The organism is Leifsonia sp. AK011 (assembly GCF_013410945.1).
Classification (GTDB): domain Bacteria; phylum Actinomycetota; class Actinomycetes; order Actinomycetales; family Microbacteriaceae; genus Rhodoglobus.
Genome location: NZ_JACCCH010000001.1, coordinates 1,412,440 through 1,425,581 on the forward strand (window position 1 = coordinate 1,412,440; position 13,142 = coordinate 1,425,581).

The 13,142-nt window shown below is 66.7% G+C and carries 15 protein-coding genes; 9 read left to right on the top strand and 6 right to left on the bottom strand.

Going from position 1 to position 13,142, the window contains the following annotated elements:
- Positions 1-26 precede the first annotated feature (26 nt).
- The 3 genes from HDC94_RS06880 to HDC94_RS06890 are packed head-to-tail and all read left to right on the top strand — an operon-like array spanning position 27 to position 2,059.
- Positions 27-419, top strand: coding sequence for a transferase (locus HDC94_RS06880; RefSeq protein ID WP_179496107.1), 393 nt, complete (start codon positions 27-29; stop codon positions 417-419).
- A 39-nt stretch (positions 420-458) separates the two neighbouring features.
- Positions 459-1,283: an ammonia-dependent NAD(+) synthetase gene (gene nadE, locus HDC94_RS06885; protein WP_179496116.1), complete on the top strand. Its 825-nt coding sequence runs from the start codon at positions 459-461 to the stop codon at positions 1,281-1,283.
- Entirely contained in the window at positions 1,271-2,059 is a 789-nt protein-coding gene (locus tag HDC94_RS06890) for a carbon-nitrogen hydrolase family protein (protein WP_308495653.1), read from the top strand. The genes nadE and HDC94_RS06890 overlap by 13 nt, the downstream gene beginning before the upstream one ends.
- Here the strand turns inward: HDC94_RS06890 and HDC94_RS06895 are convergent, their stop codons facing one another.
- A complete protein-coding gene (locus HDC94_RS06895; protein ID WP_179496120.1) occupies positions 2,060-3,253 on the bottom strand; it encodes an aminotransferase class I/II-fold pyridoxal phosphate-dependent enzyme in 1,194 nt (397 codons plus the stop codon).
- A 100-nt stretch (positions 3,254-3,353) separates the two neighbouring features.
- On the opposite strand from HDC94_RS06895, the gene HDC94_RS06900 reads away from it, so the two are divergent.
- The 6 genes from HDC94_RS06900 to HDC94_RS06925 all read left to right on the top strand — a co-directional run bounded on the left by HDC94_RS06900 (position 3,354) and on the right by HDC94_RS06925 (position 9,433).
- Positions 3,354-4,952, top strand: coding sequence for a S1C family serine protease (locus tag HDC94_RS06900; protein WP_179496122.1), 1,599 nt, complete (start codon positions 3,354-3,356; stop codon positions 4,950-4,952).
- Between the two features lie 77 nt (positions 4,953-5,029).
- Positions 5,030-6,055, top strand: a complete 1,026-nt coding sequence (locus tag HDC94_RS06905; RefSeq protein ID WP_179496124.1) for a glycosyltransferase family 2 protein — start codon at positions 5,030-5,032, stop codon at positions 6,053-6,055.
- A 4-nt stretch (positions 6,056-6,059) separates the two neighbouring features.
- Entirely contained in the window at positions 6,060-6,860 is an 801-nt protein-coding gene (locus HDC94_RS06910; protein WP_179496126.1) for a CDP-alcohol phosphatidyltransferase family protein, read from the top strand.
- Positions 6,857-7,729, top strand: a complete 873-nt coding sequence (locus HDC94_RS06915; protein ID WP_179496128.1) for a glycosyltransferase family 2 protein — start codon at positions 6,857-6,859, stop codon at positions 7,727-7,729. Before HDC94_RS06910 ends, HDC94_RS06915 begins: the two co-directional genes overlap by 4 nt.
- A gap of 30 nt (positions 7,730-7,759) precedes the next feature.
- Positions 7,760-9,055 carry a CDP-glycerol glycerophosphotransferase family protein gene (locus HDC94_RS06920; RefSeq protein ID WP_179496130.1) on the top strand — a complete coding sequence of 432 codons (1,296 nt, stop codon included), beginning with the start codon at positions 7,760-7,762 and terminating at the stop codon, positions 9,053-9,055.
- 63 nt (positions 9,056-9,118) lie between these two features.
- Positions 9,119-9,433 carry a helix-turn-helix domain-containing protein gene (locus tag HDC94_RS06925; RefSeq protein ID WP_179496132.1) on the top strand — a complete coding sequence of 105 codons (315 nt, stop codon included), beginning with the start codon at positions 9,119-9,121 and terminating at the stop codon, positions 9,431-9,433.
- A 6-nt stretch (positions 9,434-9,439) separates the two neighbouring features.
- Here the strand turns inward: HDC94_RS06925 and HDC94_RS06930 are convergent, their stop codons facing one another.
- The 5 genes from HDC94_RS06930 to HDC94_RS06950 all read right to left on the bottom strand — a co-directional run bounded on the left by HDC94_RS06930 (position 9,440) and on the right by HDC94_RS06950 (position 12,969).
- Entirely contained in the window at positions 9,440-9,715 is a 276-nt protein-coding gene (locus HDC94_RS06930; protein ID WP_179496134.1) for a hypothetical protein, read from the bottom strand.
- Positions 9,716-9,784: 69 nt separating this feature from the next.
- On the bottom strand, positions 9,785-10,642 hold the full coding sequence (locus HDC94_RS06935) for a hypothetical protein (RefSeq protein ID WP_257021638.1): 858 nt from the start codon (positions 10,640-10,642) through the stop codon (positions 9,785-9,787).
- 40 nt (positions 10,643-10,682) lie between these two features.
- The gene (locus HDC94_RS06940; RefSeq protein ID WP_179496136.1) at positions 10,683-11,423 is read right to left on the bottom strand and encodes an ABC transporter ATP-binding protein; all 741 of its coding nucleotides are present in this window, start codon (positions 11,421-11,423) and stop codon (positions 10,683-10,685) included.
- A complete protein-coding gene (locus HDC94_RS06945) occupies positions 11,423-12,220 on the bottom strand; it encodes an ABC transporter permease (protein WP_179496138.1) in 798 nt (265 codons plus the stop codon). The genes HDC94_RS06940 and HDC94_RS06945 overlap by 1 nt, the downstream gene beginning before the upstream one ends.
- 59 nt (positions 12,221-12,279) lie before the next feature.
- Entirely contained in the window at positions 12,280-12,969 is a 690-nt protein-coding gene (locus HDC94_RS06950; RefSeq protein ID WP_179496140.1) for an NTP transferase domain-containing protein, read from the bottom strand.
- Between the last annotated feature and the right edge of the window lie 173 nt (positions 12,970-13,142).

The following is a 13,142-nucleotide window of genomic DNA, read 5'->3' on the forward strand; positions in this document are numbered from 1 at the left end:
GGGGGCCCTTCTGCGTTACACATGACATGCAGAAGGTTTATGAGGATGTCGAGTCGGATGCGGGCGAGGTGACCCGCTACCGCAAGCACGGAAACGGGAAGGGCTACGTCGCGTTGAAGGCGACGGCTCATGCCACCTCCGAGATCGTGGAGACGGCGTACGTCGAGCCTGGCGCGGAGATCGCGGCAGGCGTCTACATCGGCGCCGGGAGCTGGATCGACCGTGACGCCTTCGTGGCGGCGGGTGCCTTCATCGGCAGCAACGTCCACATCGGTCGGTCGGCCTCGGTCGGGCGCTCGGCCCGTATCGGAAGCGGCAGCCGCATCGGTGATGGCGTTCGCGTCGCCGATGGTGTTCGCATCCCGCGGGACTCCGTCGTCCAGGACGACGTGCTCGGTGAGGTCGCCAGGGCCGCGTAGGGCTCGGCTCGCGCCGGGGGCGAGGGGTAGATTCGTGTCATGCGAGAGCTTCAGGCACAGATCATCCAGGCGCTGAACGTCCGTCCGCAGGTGGAGCCTGCCGGCGAGATCGCGAAGCGTGTCGCTTTCCTGCGCGAGTACCTCGTGGCATCCCATGCCAAGGGTTTCGTGCTGGGCATCAGCGGTGGCCAGGACTCATCCCTCGCGGGTCGGCTGTGCCAGCTCGCCGTTGAGGGCCTGCGCGCCGAGGGCATCGACGCAACGTTCGTCGCGGTCCGCCTGCCGTACCAGGTGCAGAAGGACGAGGATGACGCGCAGTTGGCGCTCGGATTCATCCAGCCAGACCGTTCCGTGACGTTCAACATCCACCGCGCCGTCGACGGGTTCGAGGCCGAGTACCTCGATGCCACGGGCGAGGAGATGATCGATTTCACCAAGGGCAACGTCAAGGCCCGCGCGCGGATGATTGCGCAGTATGCCCTCGCGGGCCAGGCGGGCTTCCTCGTCGTGGGCACCGATCACGCCGCCGAAGCGGTGACCGGGTTCTTCACCAAGTTCGGTGACGGAGGGGCGGACCTGCTGCCCCTCACGGGCCTGACGAAGAGCCAGGGCCGCCAGTTGCTCGAGCATCTCGGTGCCCCCGAGCGTCTGTACCTCAAGGCCCCGACCGCCGACCTCCTCGACGACACCCCAGGCCAGACCGACGAGGCCAACCTCGGTCTCACCTACAGCGATATCGACGCGTTCCTGCGCGGCGAGGACATCGACGAGTCCGTCGCCGAGGCGATCGAACAGCGCTACCTCGCAACGCGCCACAAGCGCGCGGAGCCCGTGAGCATGTTCGACGACTGGTGGCGTGCGTGAGTGCTGTCGCGGTGGCGCAGTTCGCTCCCGGCGACGACCGGCGATCGAACCTCGACGACATCTCGGCGCTGGCCACCGAAGCGGCCTCTCGCGGGGCGACGCTCGTGGTGTTCCCGGAATACTCGTCGTGGTTCTCGCCAGAGGCCGGGCCCCGGTGGGTGGAGGCAGCTGAGCACCTCGACGGCCCGTTCGTGGAGCGCCTGGCATCCCTCGCCGCTGAGCTCGGCGTGCACATCGTCGCGGGGATGCTCGAGCATTCGACGGCCGACAAGGTGTCGAACACCGTCGTGGCTGTCGCGCCGTCCGGCGACCTCGTGGCCACCTACCGCAAGATCCACCTCTACGACGCTTTCGGCCACCGGGAGTCCGACTGGGTCGCAGCTGGCCCGATCCTGCCGCCCGAGACGTTCGAGTGGGACGGCTTCGTGGTGGGTTTGCAGACCTGCTACGACCTGCGGTTCCCGGAGAGCACGCGCAGGCTCGTTGACGCCGGTGCGGATCTCGTCGCCGTGCCGTCGGAGTGGGTACGCGGGCCGCTGAAGGAGCACCACTGGCGCACGCTCGTGACCGCTCGCGCGCTCGAGAACACCATCTACGTGGTTGCTGCCGACCAGGCCCCTCCGATCGGTGTGGGCAACAGCATGGTGGTCGATCCGATGGGCGTCGAGCTCGTCACGGTCGGTGAGGAGACCGGGGTCGCCGTCGCGCACGTCACAACGGAGCGCATCGCGGCAGTCCGCCAGGTCAATCCGGCCCTGCAGCTCCGACGGCTCTAACTACCTCAGTGTCGCGAGCTGGCTCGCCGCGCGCTCCAGCACGTCTTCGCGCTTGCAGAAGGCGAATCGGATGAGACTGCGGTAGCCGTCCCGGTGCTCCTCCCGTACGAACGCGGTCACCGGGACGCCAACCACCCCGGCGCGGGCGGGTAGCTGTCGGCAGAACTCGGCGCCATCCGTGATGCCGAGGGGTGCGGCATCCGCGATCACGAAGTACCCGGCCTGCGGCGAGAGCACCTCGAAGCCCGCGCTGCGCAGGCCGCCCGAGAGGAGCGCACAGCGATGCGCGAGGGATGTCGCGGCCCCTTCGAAGTACGAGTCCGGAAGTCGGAGCCCCACGGCGATTGCCGGTTGGAACGGGCCCCCATTCACGTAGGTGAGGTACTGCTTGACGGCGATGATGGGTGCGAGAAGCCGGTGCGGGGCCGTGATCCAGCCGATCTTCCATCCGGTCGTGCTGAAGGTCTTGCCCCCACTCGAGATGGAGACAGTGCGTTCGCGTGCGCCCGGGAGGGTCGCGATGGGCACGTGCGGTACGCCGAACGTCAGGTGTTCGTAGACCTCGTCGGTGACGATGATCGCGTCGTGCCGGTGGGCGAGCTCAACGATGAGCTCGAGGGTGCCGCGGTCGAAGATCGTGCCCGTGGGGTTATGAGGCGAGTTGACGATGATGAGCCGCGTGCGGTCGGTGACCGCATCGCGGAGCGCATCGAGGTCCGGACGGAAATCCGGCGCGGGGAGTGGCACGGTGACGAGTTCTGTGCGGGCGAGGGCGGCAGTGGCGCCATAGGCGTCGTAGAAGGGCTCGAACACCACGACCTGGTCGCCCTCCTCGGTGAGGGCGAGGATGGTGGCGGCGAGGGCCTCGGTCGCACCCGCGGTGACGAGTACCTCTGTGTCTGGGTCGACAGCCAGTCCGTAGAAGCGCTGCTGGTGCTCCGAGATCGCCAGGCGGAGGTCTGGCATCCCGAGCCCAGGCGGGTATTGGTTGATACCGTCGCTGATCGCCTGGCGTGCTGCAGCGAGAACTTCGGGCGGACCGTCGTCGTCCGGGAAGCCCTGACCGAGGTTGATGGCCCCGGTTGCGGTGGCGAGTGCGGACATCTCGGCGAAGATTGTGGGGCTGAGTTCGCCGCCGTCGCCGAGGAGCATCGCGCCGCGTGCGGCACGCTCCCAGGAACCGGATACAGTCATCGGCTGCGAGCCTACTGGCAATCGAAAGTTGCCTTGCAGCCGGTCCATATACAACGCACAGGTTCGCGGTGGAGTCTTGCAACGCTGAAAGGAGCACCCCATGGCTGAGACCCCCGAGACCACACCCGAAACGCCCGACGAGACGACTGCGACGTCGTCCGAGGCTGCCCACACCGCCCCCCAGAACTCCGTGCCCGAGAGCACCGAAGCGCCCGATGCTGCCGCGTCCGCCGCTGTCGAGCCCGTAGCGCACACCCCAGCAGCGTCCGCCCCTGTCGAGCCCATCGTGCCTGCCCCCGTTGCGGCGCCGCCCGTGGCTCCTGCCGGGCAGGTCGCCGCGTACCCGCCCCCTGCCATCGCTACCGCTCCCACGGTGAACGCAGGACCGTCGTACCCGCCGCCGGCGCCGCCCGCCGACGGTCGACCCATCGACCCCGCCGCGCACCCCGCGCTGGCCAAGCAGAAGACCCGCTCCAACTTCACCGTCGGCGTCGTCGCCGCGGTAGCGGCCGCAGCCCTCATTGGCGGCGTCTCGGGTGCCGGCGTCGCATTCTGGGCCACGTCACTCAATGAGACGAGCCAGACCCCGGCCGCCGGTCCCGCCACCATCACCGTCAACGACGCGGATGACGCGACCCTCATCACCGCGGTCGCGGCCAAGGCATCGCCGTCCGTCGTCACAATCTCCGTGTCATCCGACACCGCGGGAGGCACTGGCTCGGGTGTCATTCTCAGCGAAGACGGCTACATCCTCACCAACGCGCACGTCGTCACCCTGGACGGCGCTGCCGCGAATGCGACCATCAGCGTTCAGACCAATGACGGACGACTTCTCGACGCCTCTGTCGTGGGTGTCGATGCGATCTACGACCTCGCCGTGATCAAAGTCGATGACGTCACCGATCTGCAGCCCGCGACGTTCGCCGACTCGTCCGACCTCAACGTCGGCGACACCGCCATCGCGATCGGCGCACCCCTCGGCCTCGCCGGTACGGTGACCAATGGCATCGTCAGTGCGCTCAACCGCAGCATCACGGTCGCCTCGTCCGCAGTGCCGGAGCAGCAGACCCCGGAGGACCAGCTCCCCGACCAGCAGGACCCGGAGCAGAGCCCGTTCGACTTCTGGAACTTCGACATGGGACAGGGACAGGGCCAGCAGCAGCTTCCCCAGCAGCAGCAGGCGTCATCCTCGATCTCCCTCTCCGTCATCCAGACGGATGCCGCGATCAACCCCGGCAACTCGGGTGGTGCGCTCCTCAACTCCGACGGCGAGGTGATCGGTATCAACGTCGCCATCGCCACGGCGGGGTCGAGTTCGGATGGCTCCGGCAGCATCGGTGTCGGCTTCGCCATCCCGTCGTCGGTTGCGGAGCGCGTGTCCCAGGAGCTGATCTCGGAGGGTGTGGCATCCCACGGTCTCCTCGGTGCGAACGTCTCCGATGTTGCCGACGACGAGGCCCAGGTGGATGCCACGGTTACGGGCGCGAGCATCATCGATGTGGTGCCCGGTGGTGCGGCCGCCGCCGCCGGACTGAAGGCAGGGGACATCATCACGGCCATCAACGGACTCCCCGTCACGAACCGCACCGACCTGACCGCCCAGGTGCGGGCGCTGCCCGCAGGGGCGGACGCGACGCTCAGCTACGTCAGGAACGGCAAGTCCGCCACGGCCGACGTCACACTCGGCGCGCTGGAGTAGCCCCGTCGAGCAGATGGGGGTCGGCACAGCTCGCGCGATAGGCTGGGTCGACCCCACCGCTCGACGTAACGGACCCCATGACTGCGCAGTCTGATGCACTTCCCGGTGTGTCATACGTGATGCCGGTACTCAATGAGGTCGACCACATCGAAGCCGCAGTGCGAAGTCTGACGGACCAGGACTACGCCGGTCCTTCAGAGATAGTGCTGGCTCTCGGGCCGAGTGTCGACGGTACGGATGAGGTCATCGCGAGGCTCTCGCAGGCTGACCATCGCATCCGTGCCGTTCGCAATGAGGCGGGGTCGACACCGTCCGGCCTGAACGTCGCGATCCACGCCTCCACTCATCCGATCGTGATCCGTGTGGACGCACACTCCGTGCTTCCGAAGGACTACGCCAGAGTCGCCGTGCGCACGCTCCTCGAGACCGGCGCTGACAACGTCGGCGGGATCATGAAGGCCGTCGGCCGCACACCGTTCGAGAAGGCCGTCGCGCACGCGTACGGTTCCCCGGAGGGACTGGGTGGGACCCAGCACCACGTCGGAGGCAAGGCGGGCCCCGCGGAGACTGCCTACCTCGGCGTCTTCCGCCGTGACCGCCTCATCGCGGTCGGCCTGTTCGACGAGGGCATCAAACGTGGCCAGGATTGGGAACTCAACCGCAGGCTCCGCGCGGCCGGTGGCACGGTGTGGTTCACACCGGAGCTCGAAGTGGTCTATCGGCCGCGGTCATCGTTGCGACGTCTCATCCGCCAGTTCGTGGCGACCGGCATTTGGCGAGGCGAACTCGCGCGCAGGTTCGGGTCGGCCAATTCGCTCCGGTACTTCGTCCCGCCTCTGGCCGTTCTCGCCATCACTGTGGGGCTCATTCTCGCGATCGTCGGCCTCGCCACGGGGATCCCGTGGCTCGTCCTCTTCGCGGTGATCCCGGCGACGTATGCCCTCTTCGTGGTGGGGGCTTCCGCCGTTGCCGCACGTGAGGGGTTGCGCACCGCGCTCTGGTATCTCGTAGTGTTGCCCTGCATCCACTTCGGGTGGGGCACGGGATTCCTCCTCGGGTTCCTGGGCATCACGAAGAACATCAAGCAGTACACGGGAAGGTGACCGCGTGGCCGAGTCCCGCCCCACGTCGATCGCGCAACTGCGAGAGGTGACCCAGCCCCCCGAGGTTCGGCTCAGGGCCAACGCCGAGCACTGGACGGCGTCGCTCTATCTCCGGGATATCTCTCCCTACCTCACGTGGCTCCTGCTGCGCACGAGCATCAGCGCCAACGGGGTTACGGGGCTCATGATCCTGGTCGGTTGGGCGACGGCCCTCTCGCTCCTGATCCCGGGGATCGCTGGGGCCTCGCTGGCTCTCGTGCTCGGGCAGCTCCAGATGCTCGTGGACTGCAGCGACGGGGAGGTCGCGCGATGGCGCAACACCCGGTCGCCTGCTGGGGTGTTCCTCGACAAGGTGGGTCACTACACGACCGAGGCACTCATCGCCGTCGTGCTCGGAATCCGGGCCGCCGGATGGCCGCTCGAGTTCCCCGGCGACTTCGCCTGGACGACTGCGGGCTTCGCACTCGCGCTCATCATCGTGCTCAACAAGGCGCTCAACGACATGGTTCACGTCGCGCGTGCCAACGCCGGACTCGAGAAACTCAGCGATCGCAAGGGTGAGGCCGAACCCAGCCAGGCCCTCGTGGCCAAGCTGAGGCGGGCGGCCCGGTTCGTCCCGTTCCACCGGCTCTACCACTCTGTCGAGCTTACGATCCTCGTCTTCGTCGCGGCGATCGTCGGACTCTTCCTTCCTGACCCGCTTGCCGCGGACAGGGTTCTGCTCCTGGTGCTCCTGCCCCTTGCGGCGCTCGCACTCCTTGGTCACTTCGTCGCGATCGTCGCGTCCAAGAGGGTTCGCGCGTGACGGGTGTTCCCCGGGTGGGCGTGGTGTCCCTGTCGCAGGGCACCCGACCGGCCGACCTCGCGCGTGGGCTCGCGAGTCTCGCTGCCCAGGTTGACGTCGAGTTGGACGTGATCGTGGTCGGGAACGGCTGGGAGCCGACAGGGCTGCCGACCGGCGTGCGCTCACTGGCGCTGGCGGAGAATCTCGGCATCCCCGCGGGCCGTAACCGCGGAGCAGACCTCGTGGGTGGCGACTACATCTTCTTCCTCGACGACGATGCGAGCATCCCGTCGCCCACCTTCCTCGCCGACGCGATCGCGCAGCTCGAGAAGGATCCGACGATCGGACTTTTGCAGCCCCGGGTGGTCGACCCCAGCGGCAAAGAGAGTCCGCGGCGCTGGGTTCCGCGCATCCGCAAGGGCGACCCGGCGAGGTCGAGTCCGGTGTTCTCCGTGTGGGAGGGCGCGACACTGCTTCCCCGCACGGTGTTCGACTCCACGGGTGGTTGGGCTGAGCCGTTTTTCTACGCGCACGAGGGCATTGAGTTGGCCTGGAGGGTGTGGGATGCCGGCAAGCGCACCTGGTACGCCGGTGACCTCGTGGCACACCATCCCGCCATCGAGCCCACCCGCCACGAGTACTACTACCGTCTCAACGCCCGGAACCGGGTATGGCTGGCAAAACGCAATCTGCCCTGGATCCTTGTGCCGCTTTATGTCGGGAGCTGGACCGGGATCCAGATACTGCGCTGGGCGAGGCGACCCGCGGCGTTACGGGCGTGGTTCGGTGGATGGCTCGAGGGGTGGCGCACGGCGCCCGGTGGGCGGCGTGGCATCAGATGGGTAACGGTCTGGCGAATGACGCTCGCCGGCCGCCCACCGCTGGTCTGATGCCTGATCTAATCGAAGAAGGAGGTGCGCGTGCCGCTGCTGCGTGATTTCAGGACGGCGAGGAAGGTTCTTCGCAATATTCTCCGGTCCCGTCGGACCCGCCGACAGGTCGCCCAGGAGGTTGCCCGTCGGCCGCATCCCGCCCCCGGCACGATCAAGATCGCCCTCTACTTCGCGGACGCACCCGTGAACCTGTACCAGGTGCGGCAGTGGTACGCGCCCCTCGCCGAGATCAACCCTGATTGGCCCGTCGCGATCATCTCCCGCAGCCCGGGCTCGGTGCTCCAGCTGTGGAAGGAGTCGCCCGTTCCTGTGGTGTACCTGCGACAGGTGGCCGACCTCGAGCACTTCGTGCACAGCCAGGACATCCACATCGTCTTCTACGTCAACCAGAACGCCCGCAACTTCCAGATGTTCCGGTACGGCCGCATGTGGCACGTGTTCATCAACCACGGCGAGTCCGACAAGATGTACATGACCACGAACCAGTTCAAGGCCTATGACTACAGCCTCGTGGCGGGGGATGCCGCGGTCGATCGCCTCTCCCACCGACTCTGGGACTTCGACCTGGCCAAGCGCGCCATCCCGATCGGGCGGCCTCAGGCCGACCACTTCGCGGGGGAACTGCCTTACACGCCCGACGAGCGCACCGTCGTGCTCTACGCGCCCACCTGGGAGGGTGACCGCGCTGCCGCCGCCTACGGCTCCATCGCCTCGCACGGCGTCGAACTCGTCTCGGCACTTCTCGCAACGGGGCGACACAGGGTGATTTACCGCCCGCACCCACGCAGCGGGGTTCTCGATGCCGAGTACGCCTCGGCCAATGCCGCGATCATCGCGTCGATCGCGGCCGCCAATGCCGCCGACCCGTCAGCTCAGCACGTGTTCGACAACGGTCCAGAGCTCGGCTGGCAGCTCGTCGCCGCCGACGTGGCCATCACCGATATCTCGGCGATGGTCTACGACCGCCTCGCCACGGGAAAGCCGATCATCGTGACCCGTCCGGTCTCCCCGAGCGCCGATATCGATGAGGGCGGATTCCTCGGCTCGTGCGACTGGCTCGATGCCGGCGAGGCTGGCGACATCGTGGCGATCAGCGACAGGGTGCTCACCGACGAGGATGCCCGTGCCAGGCTCGCATTCTGGGCCGAGCGCCACTTCGGCGACACGTCGCCCGGTGCGGCAACCGCGCGATTCCGGGAGGCGATCGGCCACCTGATGGGGGAGTGGGACCGGCATCACGCCATCCACGTGGGGGACCGCGAACCCAGCGAGAGCGACCCGTTCGACGACGAGGAAGACGACGAGGCTCTTCCCACCGAGTGAGGCATATATGCACGGTGTGTTGACGCTCTGGCTATCTTTCAGCGCGGCAAGTAGCAATGAGTCATGCCCCACCACCTCTCCGAAGCAGCGCGCATTCTCGGAGAGCGCATCCGGGAGCAGCGACTCACGTTTGCCATCAGCCAGGACGACGTGGCCAACCTCGCGGGCATGAACGTCTCCAACTACGGCAAGATCGAGCGAGGTCTCAGTAATCCCACCTTCCACACCGTCGTGCGTATCGCTGCGGTCCTGGGGGTGGACCCCGGCAGTCTTCTCACGGGTCTCGATGAGAGCACACTCCCACGCACCGCCGAGACCTTCACTGCCCGGGATTTCGTGCGCGAGCGCACCAAGAGGCGAACCGCACCCCACCGGTAGCCGACCCTAGAAGCTGACCCTCCAGAGGTACTCGACACCGTCCGGACGGAACCATCGCACCACGAGAATCGAATCTCGTGCGAGAGCTCGCCCGACGATGTCGACCTCGAGTGACTGGCCAGGGTCGAGCCGGGTGGGAGGATTGGCCCCCATGACTCCGGATCCGTGGAGGGTCAGGGTGACCCCGTGCAGGGGTTCGCCGCTGACGTTCGTGAAGCGATACACGTGTCCAGGGCCGCGGTCGACGGTGAGGGGAACGCGATAGGCGTGCTCGTGGCGCATGCCCTCACGGTAAAGCGCACGGGCGACCCCTGTGGATGCCACGAGCCACCCGATCTCAGGGGAGGACAACTACTCCGGTGACTGCTCTGGCGGCTGCTTCGGCGTGCGTCGTGGCAGCCTGGGCAGGCTCCGACGGGACTTCTCCGCTGTGACGCCCTTCGGCTCCCTGGGCTTCTTCGGCTTCTTGGGCTTCTTGGGCTCCTTCGGCGGCTTGGGTGCCTTCGGCTGCACGGCGAGCCACTCGGGGAACTCGGCGGGCGGGGCCGCGAATCCCTCGCGCGACGCCCGGATGATCTGCCTCCCCAGGAGGTGGTTGCCTCCACCGCCGATCACCGCTCCGATGCCGAACGGGATCATGCGTCCGACGACGTTCGTGCCCTGGGCCACCGAGAACTTCTTCAGGAACGTCTTCTTCACCTGGTCCGCGATGGGACCCATGACGGTGCGGGGGAGGGACTTCGTCACCATCTCGCCCCAGAAAGCCGTTTTGCCTGGCCCGCCTGTTGCCTGGCCCGCGAGTTGGCGGATGAGGTCGGTGCCCGCCGTTCCGAGCACCATCGTCATGACGAGCGCCCGCGCCCTGTCGGGGTCATCGACCACGATCCCGTGGATCTCGGTGACGGACTGCGCGAACAGCGCGCTCGCCTCCAGGAATCCCGCGGTCTCGACACCTGACAGCACGAGCGAGGTTCCGACTCCCACCGCGGGGATGACAGCGCTCGCGCCCACCGCGGCACCTCCACCCGTGACCGCCAGGAGGTACCGCCTCTCCAGGATCCGGATGATCTCGGCAGGCGTGGCATCCGGTCGACCGCGACGGATGCTTCGGATGTGTGCGAGCACCACCGGCCGCTGGACCGTGAGTACCCGATCGATGCCGCGAACCATCATCGGGTTGGACACCGTCACGTCGGTCGGGGTAGCCATGGCCCAACGTTAATGGAGCGGGCTGGGAGGGTGCAGGGGTTTACGAACCGTAGTCGGCGGTGTAGCGATCGAGCACCTCGTTGATCGGGGCATCCAGCACGAGTGTGCCCTTGTCGAGGTAGAGACCGCGCTGGCAGAAACGCCGCAGATCGCGCTCGTTGTGTGACACGAAGAACAGCGTGCGTCCGCCCGCGAGCAGCTCCTCGATTCGCCGGTAGCACTTCTCCCGGAAGGCCTTGTCGCCCACCGCGAGGACCTCGTCGACGAGGATGATGGGTTCCTCGAGCCTGGAGATGACGGCGAACGCGATGCGCACCTTCATGCCGCTCGAGAGGTGCTTGTAGGGGGTGTCGACGAAGTCGGCGATCTCGGCGAAGTCGATGATCTCGTCGAAGCGTTCGTCGATCTCCGCCCGTGACATCCCATGGAGGCCGGCCGTCAGATAAACGTTGTCGCGTACCGTCAGGTCGTCGACGAAGCCGCCGGTGATCTCGATGAGCGGCGCGACACCACCATGCACCCCCACCCGACCCTCGTCGGGAAGGATGACCTCGGCCACGAGCTTCAGGAGCGTCGACTTGCCCTGTCCGTTTCGCCCCACCACGCCGATCGACTCTCCCGCGTGCACCGAGAACGTCACATCCCTCAGCGCCCAGAACTCGCCGGGACGTGTGCGACGCTGACGACCCGAGAGCAGGTCCTTGAAGCTGCGGCGCGAGCGCCTGTTCCTGCGGAACCGGATGCCAGCGCCCTCGACCGAGATCACGACCGGGGCATCCACTAGATCTCCTTCAAGACGGCACGTTCGGTTCGAGAGAACACGAGGAGTCCGATGACGAGGATGATGACGCTCACCAGGGCGGCGACCGCCACCGCGTACCAGTCGAGCTGCTCGGGGAAGAAGGCCGAGCGGTAGAGCGAGAAGATTCCGAAGAGGGGGTTGATCACGGCGATGCCCTGCAGGGCGGCCGGCAGGTCGGAGAGGCCGTAGATGATCGGGCTCGCGTAGAACGCGAACCGCAGAGCGAGCTTCGTTGCGCGCTCCAGGTCACGGAAGAAGACGACGAGCGGTGCGACGATGAGGCCGACTCCCAGCGTCAGGATCGCCTGCAGGGGTATCGCAATGAGGAAGTAGAACGCCTCCCAGTGCACGACCGCACCGGTGGCGATCGCGAAGATCGCGAGAACAGGGATGCTCGCCACGAACTCGATCCCCTTGGCGAGCACGAGCCTGCCGACCCAGATCGTTCGGGGGATCTTCGTCGAGCGGATGAGCTTCGCCTCGCGGAGAAACGCACGGGTCGAGTCCGAGACGGCGCCGTTGAACCACATCCAGGGCAGCAGTGCGCTCAGAAGGAAGACGATGTACGGATCGACGCCGACGGGTCGTTCGAAGACCTGCGTGAAGACGAACCAGTAGATGCCCGCCATGACCAGCGGATCGAGGATCGACCACAGGTAGCCGAGCACGGAGGTGGAGTACCGAACCCGCAGGTCACGGACCGTCAGGAGCCAGAGCGACCGCCGGTAGCGCTCGAAGGGAGACCAGTCGCGCGCTGGAAGGGCAGTCGTTGACACGCCCTAATCGTAAGCGCGCCCGGGCTATGCGGTCGCATCGCGACCCAGCCGCGAGAAACTCAGACGAAGAGGTTCGCGCGCTCGAGGTCCTCGGCGAAGTCGACCTCGACCGCATAGAGGTCGGAGATGTCGACGGGCTCGAACAGCAGGCGGTCCTCCTCGATCGCGATCTCGATACCGCGCTCGAAGTAGTCCTGGTCGCCGACGCGCTTGAGCTGGCGCAGGAGCGCAGCCTTGTCGTCGCGCGACACATAGTTGATGCCGACGGCCTCACCGTGGCCACCCACGACCGTCTTGGAGAGCTCCTTGATGTAGCCCTCTGCGGTGGTCGTGTACTTGACCTCCTCGTCGGAGACCTTCGCGGTGTTGACCGAGACGAAGGACTGCTCGCGCGCGACGAGTGCGGCGGCACGTTCGAGGGCCATCGGGTCGAAGACCACGTCGCCGTTCATCCAGAGCACGCCACCGGGCGCCGATGCCTGGAGTGCGCGCATGAGGCTCTTCGACGTATTGGTCTGGTCGTACTGCTCGTTGTAGACGAAGGATGCCTCGGGGAACGACTCGATGATGTGCTCGAGCTTGTATCCGACGACGATCGTGACCTGCGCGTTCGACCCGAAGGCGAAGCGGATGTTGTCGAACTGCTGCTGCATGATCGTGCGTCCATCGGCGAGCTCCGTGAGGGGCTTCGGGAGTGAGCGGCCGAGACGGCTGCCCATGCCAGCTGCAAGAATGACAATCTGTGTCACGGTGGTCTCCTCTGTGTCTACGTACGTCGTCTCCAGGTCGAGAAAAGCTGTTCGCTTGCAGTTCACCGTGGAGTAGGGCTGTGGACACACCGTTGTGCTTCCCAACAGGCTACTCAACGGCCCCGTGAGGACGCTGGAATATTGAGGGGTTGTTGCGGATTCGTGATGCTGGC

Bases quoted from the DNA above. Each gene is read 5' to 3' on its own strand.
- HDC94_RS06880 (WP_179496107.1), top strand. From the start codon at position 27: ATGCAGAAGGTTTATGAGGATGTCGAGTCGGATGCGGGCGAGGTGACC.
- nadE (WP_179496116.1), top strand. From the start codon at position 459: ATGCGAGAGCTTCAGGCACAGATCATCCAGGCGCTGAACGTCCGTCCG.
- HDC94_RS06895 (WP_179496120.1), bottom strand. From the start codon at position 3,253: ATGACTGTATCCGGTTCCTGGGAGCGTGCCGCACGCGGCGCGATGCTC.
- HDC94_RS06900 (WP_179496122.1), top strand. From the start codon at position 3,354: ATGGCTGAGACCCCCGAGACCACACCCGAAACGCCCGACGAGACGACT.
- HDC94_RS06905 (WP_179496124.1), top strand. From the start codon at position 5,030: ATGACTGCGCAGTCTGATGCACTTCCCGGTGTGTCATACGTGATGCCG.
- HDC94_RS06925 (WP_179496132.1), top strand. From the start codon at position 9,119: ATGCCCCACCACCTCTCCGAAGCAGCGCGCATTCTCGGAGAGCGCATC.
- HDC94_RS06930 (WP_179496134.1), bottom strand. From the start codon at position 9,715: ATGCGCCACGAGCACGCCTATCGCGTTCCCCTCACCGTCGACCGCGGC.
- HDC94_RS06935 (WP_257021638.1), bottom strand. From the start codon at position 10,642: ATGGCTACCCCGACCGACGTGACGGTGTCCAACCCGATGATGGTTCGC.